Origin of the sequence: Ruminobacter sp. RM87, from assembly GCF_000701925.1 — a bacterium.
GTDB classification, from domain to species: domain Bacteria; phylum Pseudomonadota; class Gammaproteobacteria; order Enterobacterales; family Succinivibrionaceae; genus Ruminobacter; species Ruminobacter amylophilus.
Window position 1 is genome coordinate 1 of sequence record NZ_JNKD01000060.1, and the last position, 15,856, is coordinate 15,856.

The window sequence follows — 15,856 nt, forward strand, 5'->3', positions numbered from 1 at the left end:
TTTAAGGCGCTTGTGAGTATTGAGAAGGGCTCGGATAAGTAAGCTGATAAATTGTACAGGATACGCCTGGTAAAGATAGTGCTGTTGAACCACCTGTTCCCATTCCGAACACAGAAGTGAAAAGCGGTCACGCCGATGGTAGTGTAGCATTCGCTATGTGAGAGTAGGTCATTGCCAGGCATTTTTTTTATGCGGAGCGGTAGTTCAGCTTGGTTAGAATGCCTGCCTGTCACGCAGGAGGTCGCGGGTTCGAGCCCCGTCCGTTCCGCCACTAATTCAGAGGACCGACTTTTACAGTCGGTTTTTTTGTTTCTACTGTATAGCTTTTATTTTCTGGGCTTAGTATATTCTCAGTAACTTATATGAATTTTCCAATTTAACACGGATAGACAACGTCTGATGAATTAACTTGTAATGGTATGGTTCAGTTCGTTGATTTGCTTTAGTGGCGCTTTTTTTGTACATATAAAGCAAAAAATCCAGTCGAATAGTAGACTGGATTCTATTTCAGTTATTCTGTATGTTATGAATCGTAGAAGTTAAGACCTTTGTCTGTTACGAGTCTTGTTGTTTTAGGATACTCAAATGTTTCAGATTTATCTGCGTTAGCTTCCAGATAGTCTGCAAATCTTGCTGCATACCATTTTGCCATGTTGAGATTGTGCAACAGGTAGTTACCGCAGTTTTCTGCTGTTGCTCCTGGTACTTCTTCATAATTTTCGACGGATCTGAATGCATTGAGAAGTAAGTTGAAGATTTCTTTGGAAGGTCTATTACCTTTCAGAATAAGGTAGAAACCTGTAAGACATCCCATTGGTCCCCAGTAAATAATTTCATCTTTCCACTGCGGTTCATTTCTGAGGTATGTGGCAATGACGTGCTCTAGCGAATGCATTGCTGACACATCTACAGCAGGTTCTCTGTTCGGTCTTGTTACTCTTACATCATATGTTGTAATTACGTGATCGCCTAATTTGTCCTGGCGACTGATGAATATTCCCGGTACTATGCGGGTGTGGTCAACGGAAAAGCTTGGTATAAGATCCATAGCGATTTCTCCTTTTATACGTTTTTGAGTATATCCTGAATCAAATATTCTGGAATATACCATATTATCTTGATTGTAACTTGTCGGTAATAATATCAAATTATGATTAACTCGGCCACATACATCTATGATAACTGCATGCGTCTTCAATCAGGTATTTGATAAGGTTTAATTTCGTAATGTTAAAAAAAGAGCTGTCAATATCGGATGACAGCTCTTGATAAATGTGGTTAAACAATATGTGCAAATAATTTATGCATTCTGATTCAGAGTCTGATATATCTGTTAGTTATCAAACATCTGAGTAGAAAGGTATCTGTCGCCGGTATCAGGTAAAATTACAACAATGCGCTTACCTGCATTTTCAGGTCTCTTGGCTAATACCTTGGCGGCATGTAAAGCTGCGCCTGAAGAAATACCTACTAACAGACCTTCAGTTCTGGCAATTTCTCTGCCGGATTCAAATGCGGCTTCATTTTCTACAGTGATGATTTCATCGTAGATCTTGGTATCTAATGTGTCAGGTACGAAGCCTGCACCGATACCCTGAATCTTGTGAGGACCTGAAGTTCCCTTTGATAAAACAGGGGAAGATGCAGGTTCAACAGCAACAACCTTAACGTTAGGATTCTTTTCCTTAAGGAACTTGCCCGCACCGGTAAGAGTACCACCTGTACCAATACCAGCTACGAAAATATCTACGCGACCATCAGTGTCTTCCCAGATTTCAGGACCGGTTGTTCTGTAGTGAGTTTCAGGGTTGGCTGCATTGGTGAACTGACTTGGAATAAAGCTGTTCGGAATAGTTGCAGCTAATTCCTGAGCCTTGGCAATAGCACCCTTCATGCCTTTGTTGCCATCGGTTAATTCTACCTGCGCACCGTAAGCCTTAAGAAGGTTACGACGTTCGATACTCATGGTTTCAGGCATTGTAAGAATTGCCTTGTATCCCTTTGCTGAGGCGAAAAGAGCCAGACCGATACCTGTATTACCGCTGGTTGGTTCGATAATAACAGCGCCTTCCTTGATTAAGCCTTTCTTTTCGGCATCTTCAATCATTGATAAGGCAATACGATCCTTGATAGAGCCAGAAGGATTGAAATATTCAACTTTGGCTACAATTTCTGCTGAAAGATTGTTGAGCTTCTCAACTTTGTTCAGACGAACCAGAGGGGTGCGTCCTACTAATTCGGTTACATCATTATGGATTGTCATTTTTATTTCCTGTTTTGTTATGTTTTTGTAAATTTGATATAATTCATATCGGGAAGATATGAATTATTCTAAAACTGATATTATTAAATGTCAATAACTGTTTTATATTTATTGTAATCTTCTTGGGTTTTATCTAAATAACTTATGTCCTGTGAATCATTGAATCATTGAATCATTGAATCATAAAAAACTTCTTTTTAAATAATGATTTCCATAAATATCAGTATGATTTCAGGTGGTCCTGCAAGAGTATGCGATAAACTGTTAAACTGAAAAATTTATTTACAGTTTCAGATGAAGCGGATTCAGAATGAGAATGTGTTTTATCTTATTCTGTAAGGCATTGTCACTAAAGCTTTGAAAACATTTATCTAACAAATAATATATAAAAATAATAATATTTTTCATCAAATCTTAAATATTTATCTCTGATTGCTATTTACAGAAAACTTTTTTTGGCAAAATCTCAATGCGTAATTGCTAAAATACACGTTTAAGTGATAATATTAGCAAGATGAATGAAAATTCTTGAAATTGGATTTGTATCGCAGTCTTAGGTGTTTACATAAGATTGTGCGTTTGTATAAAACGACTTGCGTATACTTTTTTATTAGAACATATTAGTGAAGCATATCTATGAAAAGTTTAATTCTTGTAACCTCTCCTCCAGCTTGTGGAAAGACTTATGTTTCAAAGTCTATCGCCAAGAGACTCGATCATGTTGTTTATCTTGATAAGGATACTTTAATTGTTCTTTCAAAGCAGATCTTTAAGGTAGCAAATCAGGAATACAACCGCAGTTCTGATTTCTTTGAAGAAAACATTCGTGACTACGAATACTATGCTGTTCTTGATTTGGCATTTGAAGCATTAGAATACGAAGATAATGTATTAATTAATGCTCCATTTACCCGTGAAATCAGAGATCCTGCATACGTTGCAGATTTAAGAGCTAAGCTTGCAAAGATTGGTGCAAGATTAGTTATTATCTGGGTAGAAACTTCACCTGAGACCTGTCATCGTCGCATGATTGAAAGAAACTCAAGTCGCGATACCTGGAAGCTTGAACATTGGGATGAATACATTTCCCGTTGCAACTTCAATATGCCAAAGGATATTGGAGAAGTGCACGTATTCAAGAACAATGACGGAGCTGAATTTGACGAATCATTAGAGGAAATTGCCAAGTTATTAAATTAATTCTTTAATTTAAGGCTGGTATTGAATTTTTTTGATATGTGTCTGAAGAGAAGACTGTATGTATTATATACAGTCTTCTTTTTTTTATGTGTAAAGCATTGTCTGCATGAGCAGTGTCTGCAAATGGTGATATTTGCAGGTACTAATGATTTATCGTAATTATTTTTCTGGAATAATTGAAAAAAACCGGAAAACATTTGTTTTCCGGTTACTGCCAATGTTTGATATAAACGATTAGTTGAACGATTCGCTGGCTATATCGTTTGATATATCCATATAATTGTTTTCATAATTGTAGTCAGGGGACTCTGTCAGTGCGAGTGAATTAACCGCAATAAAAAATACGGCCAGACAGCTCAGGCAGATAACATGACCTTTGAATGATGAACTGCTGAACTTTTCAATCAGATTAAGCACAGGAATGAGGGCAAAAACGTAGCAGAGTGACAGCGTATTGCTGTAGAGTGTATAAGGACTTACTGCTACGAATAGCACGATGGCCGCCAGCATTATGAGACATATGATTTTCAGATATGACAACTGACGGTCTTCTGAAAAGTTTCTGAAAAACAGAGGTTTTATTTCCTTAATCATTACATAGTTTGCAATAAGACTTATAAGGATTGATGCAATTCCGATAACAATCAGAACAGAACGCCATATGTTCATGCAGACATTCTGAATGTTTTCACTGTCACTTGCCCATGAAAAACCTGTCTTGAACAGAATTTCACTCTGAAATATTGTTGAACTGTAACGTACCCAGTATATAAGGCTCTTGAAAAGCGGGTATACGTGTATTGTGCCGTAACCAGGATAGTGATAGGTATGGTTTACGTATATAGCTGATTCCTCATCCAGATTTAACTGCTGTACGTAAGGAACCATGATTACGGCAATCATTGCCAGAGAAGTTATAAGACCGCTTATATTTAAATGTATGGTCTTTTTAATCCATAGCAGTATGGAGGTGAGTAACAGTACTCCCCACGCCGGGCTGAGAGCGAGACACCACAGAATTGAAAATGTATGGAGAACTGTCCACAGGAACGTTGAGCTTCTCGGCTGTCCGCTTCGGGTTAACTTCATAATGCTTACCAGATATCCTGCAACACCAAGCTGGATGTATGCATCTGAACCTAACCCAGTGTTGTAGAGCAGCCAAGGGGACAGCAGAAACAGTACCGTAAACCACAGCATTGTGCTCGGGCTGAATAGCTTTCCCAGTTCTTTATATATTATAAGGAATGCCAGTAATCTCAGGATTATCAGCAGAATGACAGGTGAAACAGTGTTTTCCCATACATTCATAGGTGCTGAAACAAGCACTGTTTTCAGTGAATCACTGGTAAGATCCAGAGTCTGTTTTGAGTAATGATTGTATACCCCTTCAGAAAGCATGAGATATCCTTCTGAATTTGTATCAAGCTCTTGATTCAGACTGTAGAAGCAGGCCAGAATTATATGAAATATAACGACTGCCGTAATGACAGTGCGCGTAGCTAATTTGTTCATGACTTTGTAGTGTGTTTATGAATGTTATTACGACAGGTCTTCAAAATAAGGATAGCTGTGTCTGTAATCCATGTTTTTAAGGTACCGTCTTATTGTATCCAGGGCAATGAAGGAAATAACCAGATATTTTCTTCCCGATAACCCCTTGTAGAGTAATTTTCGTTTAAATTGCTCTTTTTTGTCAACATCAAAAAAGCTAATAAATATCATGTTTTCATTATGTGAATCCGTATCTATCGTTACAACAAATCGGCATGTCCCGTTAGTAAAAAAATCCCTGTTGTTAAAAAGATGAACGGATTTCTTCATAATGTCGGTAAAACAAGACTGTTTGCTATCGGTTGAGTTGCTGAAATCGAAAAAATTATCATTTTTATTTTGGGATGCAGGAATACTGCTGCTGACGACTATACATCTTCCCGTGAGAAATTTTGATACTTCTATCGGTAATCTCCCTTGTGTGACATTATCAATAAAAAAAACTGCTTTATTGTTATCTGTAAGATATTTCTTAACATCGCTGAAGAGCTTATCCTCAGATTCCGCGCCTATAAGACAGTCACCGGCATGTCTGATAATAAGATTTTCCGTTTCTGAAATTTCATCTGGGGTTGCATTTCTTCCGATTGCTTTTATTTCCACAAAACCAGGGGTGGCTCTGTATCCGATGGTAATACTGTCAGGAACAGGTTCCCGGCTTAGTGCTCGGCCTATTGTTGATTCGGAAATGCCGTATACAAAAAATCTGTTTACGGACATGACTGGCTGCCTGTTTTCTGTATCTGAGAATACTTCATGAATAATATCCGGCAGAATGTGATTATCCAGCATTTTTGTGTACTCGGCAGGTACACCCGGTGTGAAGTAGAATAATGCCTTACCTATTTTCATTTTGAATCCGCATGCTGTGCCGAACGGGTTGGGTATTACCTCGGCTCCACGCGGTAAAAAAGCCTGTTTACTGTTGTTATCAGTGAGTTTTATGCCTCTGATTTTCTGCCATTGTTTCAGGTGCTCGAGGCATTGATTGCTGATTTCGAGAGGCTGACCTGAGACAATTGATGCGGCTTCCGCGGTAAGATCATCAGTTGTCGGTCCGAGTCCGCCGTTTACCAGAACGATATCCGCAGTTTTTGATCTTTCCTTAAAAACCTCGGCCAGCTCGTCCATGCTGTCTCCGACTCCAGTATGTCTTGTCAGGAAAAGTCCAGATTCCAGCAGACGTGATGCAAAGAAACCTGTGTTGGTGTCAGTAACAAAACCTGTCATTATCTCGTCTCCGGTGGAAATCATTTCAATTCGCATATTCAAATCCTCTGAAATGTATAGGGAACCTGCTTTTTATGATCTTATTTTACGCTTTGCGATAGAAAGTGTTCCATGAAAAAATTTATGTTTTTTTCGGGTGCGTTAATGGTACGAAAAACATGCTATACATCACATTAACTGTATATTTAGTGTATAATTGCTGTCATTACTTATTTGTTGTTTTTTAGCTGGTATACAACGGAAGTTTACGGGGATTATTTCTCTGGTAAGTGACTGAGTCCGCTGTTTTCAGCATTACGTGTTAATTGAGAGGTGCCAAACCATGCCTATTATGATTCCTGATGCATTACCTGCTGCCGGTATTTTGACTGCTGAAAAGGTGTTTGTCATGACTGAGAGTCGCGCAGTGCACCAAGATATAAGACCTTTGAAGCTGCTTATTCTGAACCTGATGCCTAAAAAGATTGAGACAGAAACACAGTTTCTGCGCAAGCTTTCCAATACTCCTATTCAGGTTATTGTCGATCTGCTGCGTATAGATGATCATGTTTCAAAGAATACTCCAAAGGCTCATCTTGATACCTTTTATCAGAGATTTGATGATGTACGTGATCAGTACTACGACGGCATGATCATTACCGGTGCTCCATTGGGAAAGGTTCCTTTTGAAGAGGTTAAGTACTGGGATACCTTGGTTGAAATCATGAAGTGGTCAAAGGAACATGTGACATGCACAATGTTCAACTGTTGGGCTGTTCAGGCTGCTCTGAATGTTTTTTATGATTTGCCAAAGCAGACCAGAACCGTGAAGCTTTCAGGTGTGTACAGACACAGAAGATCTACAAGTTCAGATCCTTTAATCAGAGGTTTTGATGATTTCTTCCTGGCACCTCATTCCCGTTTTGCTAATTTTGAAACCAAGTACATTGAAGAAAATACGGATCTTGAAATTCTTGCCGATTCTGATGAAACAGGTGTTTATCTGGCTGTTTCTCCTGACAGAAGTCAGGTGTTTGTAACCGGTCATCCGGAATATGATGCGCAGACTCTGGATAACGAATACAGAAGAGATATCAATGCGGGGCTGAATCCTTCAATTCCGGTTAACTATTATCCAAACAACGATCCGCAGAATGTGCCGCTGTGTACATGGAAGAGTCATGCTTATCTGCTGTTTGCCAACTGGATTAACTACTACGTATACCAGAATACACCATATGATCTGGAAACCAAGAGAAAACCGGCGTAACGGAATAAGTTTGAATTTTGATATTGGTTAGATTTAGGTAAAGCAAATAATGAACAGCCTTAGAGAAACAACTTTGACAGAGTCCATTAAAAAAGAACTTTCAGAAAGAATTATGGTTCTTGACGGGGCTATGGGAACAATGATCCAGTCATATGGATTAACTGAACAGGACTACCGCGGAGAGCTTTTTAAGGATTCTGAATGCGATCTCAAAGGTTGTAATGATTTGCTGTGTCTTACCAAACCTGAAGTGATCTCAGCCATACATCAGGCTTATCTTGATGCAGGGGCTGATATCATTGAAACCAACAGCTTTAATGCAACTCCCATTCCTTTATCAGATTACAATGTTTCAGGGTATACCTACGAGATAAACAAAACATCAGCTGAACTGGCAAAGAAAGCAGCCAGGGAAATGACGCTGAGAACCCCTGAAAAGCCTCGTTTCGTGGCAGGCGTGCTGGGACCTACAAACAGAACCTGTTCAATTTCACCTGACGTAAATGATCCTGGTGCAAGAAATGTCTGTTTTGATGATCTTGTTGATGGATATGCTCTGGCAACTGAAGGTCTTCTGGACGGCGGGGCAGATCTCATCATCATTGAAACCATCTTTGATACGCTGAATGCCAAGGCCGCTGTATACGCGGTGGAAAGTGTTTCTGAAAAGCGCGGTATTCAGATTCCGGTTATGATTTCCGGTACTATTACCGATGCATCCGGCAGAACTCTTTCCGGTCAGACCGTTGAAGCGTTCTACAACAGTTTAAGGCATGCAAAGCCTGTATCTTTCGGCTTTAACTGTGCTCTGGGACCGGCTGAACTTGAACCTTACGTAGCCGAGATCTCCGCAAAATGCGAGACTTATGTTTCCGTTCATCCGAATGCAGGTCTGCCTAATGCCTTCGGCGGATATGATCTTACTGCTGAACAGATGCAGGTTTATATCAGAAAATGGGCTGAATCAGGCTATCTTAATATAGTAGGCGGATGCTGCGGCACTACACCTGCTCACATTAAAGCAATTGCCGCGGCCGTAAAGGGACTTCCTCCTAGAGTTCTTCCTGAACTGCCTACCGTCTGTCGTTTGAGCGGACTGGAGGCGCTAAACATAACTCCTGAATCTCTTTTTATAAACGTAGGTGAAAGAACCAATGTTACAGGCAGTGCAAAATTCAGACGTCTCATAAAGGAAGAAAAGTTTGATGAGGCGATTGAGGTTGCCAGAGTTCAGGTGGAAAATGGTGCTCAGATTATCGATATCAACATGGATGAAGGCATGATTGATGCGAAGGCTTCAATGATTAAGTATCTGAATCTGATAGCATCTGAACCGGAAATTTCCAAAGTTCCGATTATGATAGACTCATCCAAGTGGGAAGTCATAGAGGCCGGTCTTAAATGTGTTCAGGGCAAGGGGATAGTAAACTCCATTTCCATGAAGGAAGGCGTGGAAAAGTTTCTGGATCATGCCAGAGTGGTCAGACGTTATGGCGCTGCCGTGGTTGTAATGGCATTTGACGAAGTCGGGCAGGCTGATACCTATGATCGTAAGATAGAAATATGTACCAGAGCGTACAGGCTTCTGACTGAGGATGTCGGTTTTCCTCCTGAAGACATTATTTTTGACCCTAATATATTTGCCGTGGCAACCGGTATTGAAGAGCACGATAACTATGCTCTCGATTTTATCAATGCTGTCAAGACAATAAAGGAAACACTGCCATATGCCATGATCTCAGGCGGTGTTTCGAACGTATCATTTTCATTCAGAGGCAATGAGCCTTTGAGACAGGCCATTCATACGGTATTTCTGTATCATACCATCAAGAACGGTATGGATATGGGTATTGTCAATGCCGGTCAGCTGTCAGTATATGATGATATCCCCCGTGAGCTTAGAGACAAAGTTGAAGCAGTAATACTCAACACGCATAAAGGTGCCACTGATGAACTGCTTGCCATTGCTGAAAAATATCGTGCAGGCGGTTCGCTGAAGAAGGAAGAGGCTCAGATTGATCTGTCATGGAGAAGTGAACCTGTCGAAAAAAGAATAGAATATGCTCTTGTCAAAGGCGTTACCGAATATATAGATGAGGATGTTGAAGAGGCAAGACAGAAGGCTTCAAGTCCGGTAGAGGTTATTGAAGGTCCTCTTATGGCTGGTATGAATGTGGTGGGCGATCTGTTTGGTGAAGGTAAAATGTTCCTGCCTCAGGTTGTTAAATCCGCTCGAGTAATGAAAAAAGCCGTTTCATATCTGGAACCGTTCATAAAGGAAAGTAAATCAGGTTCCGGTAGCAACGGTAAAATCCTTATGGCAACCGTAAAAGGTGATGTTCACGATATCGGTAAGAACATTGTATCTGTGGTGCTTCAGTGTAATAACTACGAAATTATTGATCTCGGAGTTATGGTTCCGTGTGAAAAAATCATTGAAACAGCAATTAAGGAAAAGGTTGATTTGATTGGACTTTCAGGTCTGATTACTCCGTCTCTTGATGAAATGGTTCATGTGGCCAGGGAACTTGAGAAGGCTGGTCTGAAAATCCCTGTAATGATTGGCGGTGCAACCACATCCAAGGCTCATACCGCAGTAAAACTGGAAAAGGAATACAGTGCTCCTATTGTTTACGTAAACAATGCCAGCCGCGGTGTAACCATTGCGCAGAGCCTTCTTTCCAAGGAACTTAAACCGGCTTTTGTGAGAAAGCTTAAGGAAGAATATGCTTTTGCAAGACATATTCATGAACTTAAATATTCAAAAATTCAGACTGTTTCTTATGAAACAGCCAATAATAATGCCATAAAGCCTGATTTTACCGTAAGCAAGGCTCCAATGCCAAAAGAACTCGGAGTTAAGGTGCTTGACCTTCACATAAGTGATTTAATCAGGTTCATTGACTGGCAGGCTTATTACAGATCATGGGAATACAAGGAAGACTATCGTAAACTGCTCGGGGGACTTTCTATCAGCACCAAGGCTGAACTCGTAAACAGCGACGGGGAAGTGGTAAACGAAATACCTGCCACTGCAAGTGATACTGCCGTAAGTCTATACCGTGATTCAGTAAAGATGCTTTCCCGTCTTGAAACTGAGAACCTTCTGGGAATAAAAGCTGTATTCGGCCTGTTTAAGGCTCATCGTGAAGGTTTTAATGATGTGGTTCTTGAGACTGAAAACGGTGAACGCAGATTCAATTTCCTGAGAGATCAGAGAGATCTGACGTCAAGACAGCAGCCTAATGGTTCTCTGGCTGACTTCATTGATGAAAAGGATGATGCGATCGGAGCGATGGCGATAAATGCAGGTATTAATCTTGAATCTTCCGTCAGAAAATTCAATGAGGAAGGGGATATGTACAGCAGTATGCTGGTGCAGACACTGAGTTATCGCCTGGCAGAAGCGGCGTCAGCTTATGTTCATTATCTGATTCGAACCAGATACTGGGGATACAGCAATGAGTCTTTGAATGTCGACGATATCCTTAACGGCCGTTTTGATGGTATAAGGCCAGCTATAGGATATCCTTCATGTCCTGATCATAAGGCAAAGCTTGCTTTATGGGATGTTATGCAGGTTGAAGAACGAATCGGATTGAAGATTACCGACGGTTATATGATGAGTCCCGTAAGTGCCGTGTGTGCATATATATTTGCCAACAGCGAAGCAAAATATGTTTCCAACGAATGTATTATGCCAGATCAGCTGAGTGATTATTCATTGAGAACAGGAACTGATATTGCAGAACTTGAGAGACTGCTGAGAAATCATCTTGGTTATATTCCGGAAGGTGCGGAGTCTAACGAGGACGGAAACTGATAAAAATACGGCATTTTAGACAGATTGTGGATAATTGTATATTTTTTAGTCATCCACAAAACTGTGTATAAAGTGTTGTGAATATCTTGCTGAATGCCTTGATTCAGTTGGGTGAGAAAGGTATAAAACAACTTTTTATATAGTTTTGTTTAATATATGTATACGTATCAGTATGCTTAAGACATTGAAGCCTGTGAAAAACTTTAATGTTTTTAAGCTGAATAATTAAAGCCGGTTATGTCTATTAAATAAAAAGTGAAACCGGCTTTTTCCTACATGTTATTACTGAACACTGAATTATTTGGCAGGTTCATCCTTAATTTTAAGGTCAGCAATAAGTTCCTTTGCCTTAACAATATTGCAGTCAGTATTGCTAAGCGGGAAGATTGCCAGTTCAATATTGGAGCTTTCAAGATTGTCTGCCCAGCGTTCAATAAAGATGGCTAAAGAGATTGACTGAGGTTCATAACCGGAAACGTCAGCATTCTGTTCGGCATAGTACTTGGCATAGTTTTCATGACACCATACCGGAATGACGTTGGTAGTGCTGTTGTCATCCTCGTCGCTTTCGGTTTCCATGAAAAGAATGCCCTCATCATTCTTCAGAACAAAAAGTTCGAGTCCCTTCTGAACATTCTTAACGAAATACTGATATCTGTAGTCAGCATTTAATTTCAATGCCGCCTGATATTCTCTGTCAGTTAACTGATATGACATTTTATTTTCCTTATGATTGCTAATTAATACTATTTTTTTAAAATTTTTGCCAGGAACTGGCCGGTATAGGATTCCTTGATTTTTGCAACCTGTTCCGGGGTTCCTTCCGCTATGATTTGTCCACCGCCTTCACCGCCTTCAGGACCGAGATCAATAATATGATCCGCAGATTTAATTACATCAAGATTATGTTCAATTACCACTATGGTATTTCCCTGCTCCCTTAATTTGAACAGTACCTGGAGAAGCATGTTGACATCCTGAAAATGAAGACCTGTTGTCGGTTCGTCCAGAATATACAGAGTTCTGCCCGTATCTTTGCGGGACAGTTCCTTTGCAAGTTTTATTCTCTGGGCTTCACCTCCGGACAGAGTGGTGGCCGGTTGTCCGAGCCTTATATATGCAAGACCGACGTCAGCAAGCGTCTGCAGTTTTTTTCTCAGAGGCGGTATGGCCTCGAAAAATTCCAGTGCTTCATCAACAGTCATATTAAGAATATCTGAAATATTCTTTCCTTTATAGGTAATGTCGAGTGTTTCCTTGTTGTATCTTTTTCCGTTGCATTCATCACAGGTAACGTACACATCCGGGAGAAAGTTCATTTCAACCTTGATTATTCCGTCGCCCTGACAGGCCTCACATCTTCCGCCTTTAATATTAAAGGAAAATCTTCCAGATGTGTAACCTCTGGCTCTAGCTTCCTGGGTCTGGGCAAAAAGTTCTCTTATTGTGGTAAAAAAATCCACATAAGTTGCACAGTTTGATCTCGGCGTTCTTCCTATAGGTGTCTGATCAACATTTATTACCTTGTCAAACAGTTCCAGACCATCTATGGATTTGTACGGGGCCGGTTTGATATTTACCGCACCGTTCAGTCTGCGCTGGGCTATGGCATAAAGCGTATCGTTGATGAGCGTTGATTTGCCGCTGCCTGAAACTCCGGTAATGCACGTGAACAGTCCTTTCGGAATTTTTAAGTCTACACCTTTAAGATTATGTCCAGTGGCATTTTTTACGACAAGGTACTGTTTGTCTGATTTTTTCCTTTTTGGTATGGCAATGGAACACTTGCCGCTCAGGTACTTGCCGGTAACTGAATCCTTGCTTTTTATGATATCTTCCACGGTGCCTTCCGCTACCACGGAGCCACCGTGCTCACCGGCTCCGGGACCGATATCTATTATGTGGTCTGCACGTCTTATGGTATCTTCATCATGTTCGACGACAATGACTGTATTTCCGAGATCTCTTAAATGATAAAGAGATTCAAGCAGCTTCGTATTATCTCTCTGATGAAGTCCTATACTAGGTTCATCCAGAACATACATTACTCCTGTAAGACCTGAACCTATCTGACTGGCAAGTCTTATACGCTGTGCCTCGCCTCCTGATAATGTTTCGGCTGAACGCGACAGGGTTAGGTAGCTTAATCCAACGTTAACCAGGAATGAAAGTCTTTCCCTGATTTCCTTGAGGACTTTGGATGCAATCTGTTCCTGCTGAGGATTAAGTGTCAGATTATTAAAAAACTCCAGTGACTCAGCTATGGTGAGATTACACAGATCAGGAAGATTAATATTGTTGACAAATAGGTGACGGTAGGCTTTTTTCAATCTGGCTCCGTTACATTCAGGGCAGGGGACAGAGGTTAAGAATCTGGTGTATTCATCCTTTTCATAATCCCTTGCAGTCTGATATTTTCTGGTCATTTGAGGTACGATGCCTTCAAATGATTTTGATGACTTGAATTCAGAACCGTTCCTGAATTTCTGCACAACTTCAATTTCTTTGTCACCGGTACCATAAAATATGATATTAAGAATTTTGGAACTCAGTTTGTTCAGAGGAATATCTAGACTGAATCCGTACTGTTTGGACAGGGCATCCATGGTGGCAAAATTAAAGGTTGATGATGCAGACCATCCTTTGATTGCTCCATCCCTGATAGAAGCCTTATCATCCACAATAAACGCTTCGGGAGTAAAAACTTCCTGAATCCCCAGACCGAGACAGCACGGACAGGCTCCGGCAGGATTGTTGAATGAAAAGTTTCTTGGTTCTATCTCTGATACAGAATATCCGCACTCAGGACAGGAGTATTTGGATGAAAATTCGAGAGGTGGAAAATCATCTGTCATGGAAACGACTGAGGCCAGCCCGTCACTTAATTTCAAGGCTCGTTCAAGAGAGTCAGAGATTCTTATTCTGCTGCTTTCATCAGTTTTTATTTTGAGTCTGTCAACAACTACTTCAATGGTATGTTTCTTCTGAAGATCCAGAGTAGGGGGATCACTGAGGTCGTAGGTATCATTATCGATACGTACTCGTATATATCCGTCTCTGGCAAGATTGTCCAGAAGCACTTTATATTCTCCTTTCCTGTTTCTGACAACAGGGGAAAGGATCATTATTTTTGAATCTTCCGGCAGGGCAAGACAAGAGTCTATCATCTGTTTCACGGTCTGTGCTTTCAGAACATATCCGTGTTCCGGGCATCGTGCCTCACCGATTCTGGCAAATAGAAGACGCAGATAGTCGTATACTTCAGTTATTGTTCCTACAGTGGATCTTGGATTGTGCGATGTTGATTTCTGTTCTATTGAAATTGCTGGGGATAGCCCCTCAATCATTTCAACATCCGGTTTATCCATTAACTGAAGAAACTGTCTTGCATAAGAAGAAAGAGATTCAACATATTTCCTCTGTCCTTCGGCATACAGTGTATCAAACGCCAAAGATGACTTACCGGAACCAGAAAGTCCGGTTATTACGCAGAACCTGTTTTTGGGAATGCGTAAGCTGATGTTTTTAAGATTATGGGTTTTTGCCCCTTTTATTATGATTTCGTTATTCATTGTCTCTTCTGTATAAGCTCGGCTGTATAACTAAGTGTTTTCCATATTACTTTAGCATACTGCTGGCTTTTATAGTTCAATATATAGTATTCAAAGCTGGCAAAAACAAATGAACAGATAGCTTCACACTATTCCTGGATAACTGTTTTACAGGAATATGTGGCTGCGTAGCCAGTAAAAAATTATTCGGGTATATAAATTATAATTATTTTTAATATTATATATAAATAAGCAATATTTAATTTTGTATCGACAGTGATATTGTATGAGTAATATTTAATTTATTCAAGTTTATTACGGGGAGATTTAACAAAATTATAACAACTATTGTATTGTTATTACTAATAATAAACATAATTACTAATAATGTTTATTTTAAGAAGCTTTTCTTATCAACATGCGATTTGATATTTGTTCACAGAACATAAAAAAATGAATAAAAGAAAATATCATGAAAGACAATATGAAACGACCTCCACGAATGAATGCAAAACGTGGATTTACCGTGTAAACTGCAGATGTTAAATAAACAGAAACGGGGTTACCGCAAACATTGAATGAATTTAATACATACATTGAATGAAGGTCGTTATGAATAAGATAATATATATTGGAATGGATGTCCACTCTTCTAACTTTACTTTGTGCTCTTTTGAACCAGGTTACGGCATGACCGAGGATAAGATATTCGGTCAGGTGCAGTTTAAAGAAAACTTAATTAAAAACACCGAAAAGTATATCAACAATTTGAAATCACAGAGAAAAGATATCGATATTGTTTGTGGTTACGAAGCCGGTTGCCTTGGTTATGTTCCCTGCAGAGAATTAACCAAAGCCGGTATCAACTGTAAGATTCTGGCTCCAAGTACAATGGCTGTACAAAAAGGCGGAAAGAAGCAGAAGAATGACTTCAGGGATGCTTTGGATATTGCCAGATGTCTGGCAAGCGGCTCTTACAAGGCTGT

9 protein-coding genes, 1 tRNA gene, 1 rRNA gene and 1 pseudogene are annotated in these 15,856 nt (G+C 40.0%); 6 read left to right on the forward strand and 6 right to left on the reverse strand.

Annotated elements, in window-relative coordinates; translation table 11 throughout:
- Nucleotides 1-65 precede the first annotated feature (65 nt).
- Together rrf and T489_RS0110135 are read left to right on the forward strand one after the other, a co-directional pair.
- Nucleotides 66-180: ribosomal RNA gene (gene rrf / locus T489_RS0110130) — 5S ribosomal RNA — on the forward strand.
- A gap of 13 nt (nt 181-193) precedes the next feature.
- A tRNA-Asp gene (locus T489_RS0110135) sits at nt 194-271 on the forward strand.
- 252 nt (nt 272-523) lie between these two features.
- Here T489_RS0110135 and T489_RS0110140 read toward each other — a convergent pair.
- Entirely contained in the window at nt 524-1,048 is a 525-nt protein-coding gene (locus T489_RS0110140) for an S-ribosylhomocysteine lyase (RefSeq protein WP_031579924.1), read from the reverse strand.
- 285 nt (nt 1,049-1,333) lie between these two features.
- Nucleotides 1,334-2,263, reverse strand: a complete 930-nt coding sequence (cysK, locus tag T489_RS0110145) for a cysteine synthase A (protein ID WP_031579925.1) — start codon at nt 2,261-2,263, stop codon at nt 1,334-1,336.
- 636 nt (nt 2,264-2,899) lie between these two features.
- Between cysK and T489_RS0110150 the strand changes: the two genes are divergently transcribed.
- Complete coding sequence (locus T489_RS0110150) at nt 2,900-3,463, forward strand: P-loop nucleotide/nucleoside kinase family protein (protein WP_031579926.1); 564 nt, start codon at nt 2,900-2,902, stop codon at nt 3,461-3,463.
- Between the two features lie 234 nt (nt 3,464-3,697).
- Here T489_RS0110150 and T489_RS0110160 read toward each other — a convergent pair whose 3' ends face one another.
- Together T489_RS0110160 and T489_RS0110165 are read right to left on the reverse strand one after the other, a co-directional pair.
- Nucleotides 3,698-4,864 (reverse strand): hypothetical protein, encoded by a 1,167-nt coding sequence (locus T489_RS0110160; protein WP_031579928.1) that lies wholly within the window; start codon nt 4,862-4,864, stop codon nt 3,698-3,700.
- 141 nt (nt 4,865-5,005) lie between these two features.
- Nucleotides 5,006-6,283 (reverse strand): competence/damage-inducible protein A, encoded by a 1,278-nt coding sequence (locus T489_RS0110165; protein ID WP_051622014.1) that lies wholly within the window; start codon nt 6,281-6,283, stop codon nt 5,006-5,008.
- Between the two features lie 286 nt (nt 6,284-6,569).
- Here T489_RS0110165 and metA point away from each other — a divergent pair, with 286 nt between their 5' ends.
- Both metA and metH read left to right on the forward strand, forming a co-directional pair.
- The gene (gene metA, locus T489_RS0110170; RefSeq protein WP_031579930.1) at nt 6,570-7,496 is read left to right on the forward strand and encodes a homoserine O-acetyltransferase MetA; all 927 of its coding nucleotides are present in this window, start codon (nt 6,570-6,572) and stop codon (nt 7,494-7,496) included.
- A 49-nt stretch (nt 7,497-7,545) separates the two neighbouring features.
- Nucleotides 7,546-11,319, forward strand: a complete 3,774-nt coding sequence (metH, locus tag T489_RS0110175) for a methionine synthase (protein ID WP_051622016.1) — start codon at nt 7,546-7,548, stop codon at nt 11,317-11,319.
- Between the two features lie 297 nt (nt 11,320-11,616).
- Here metH and T489_RS0110180 read toward each other — a convergent pair whose 3' ends face one another.
- Together T489_RS0110180 and uvrA are read right to left on the reverse strand one after the other, a co-directional pair.
- A complete protein-coding gene (locus tag T489_RS0110180) occupies nt 11,617-12,036 on the reverse strand; it encodes a DUF2750 domain-containing protein (RefSeq protein ID WP_051622018.1) in 420 nt (139 codons plus the stop codon).
- A gap of 29 nt (nt 12,037-12,065) precedes the next feature.
- Complete coding sequence (uvrA, locus tag T489_RS0110185) at nt 12,066-14,891, reverse strand: excinuclease ABC subunit UvrA (RefSeq protein ID WP_031579934.1); 2,826 nt, start codon at nt 14,889-14,891, stop codon at nt 12,066-12,068.
- A 591-nt stretch (nt 14,892-15,482) separates the two neighbouring features.
- On the opposite strand from uvrA, the pseudogene T489_RS0110190 reads away from it, so the two are divergent.
- Nucleotides 15,483-15,856: pseudogene (locus T489_RS0110190) on the forward strand (IS110 family transposase); the annotation flags it as partial.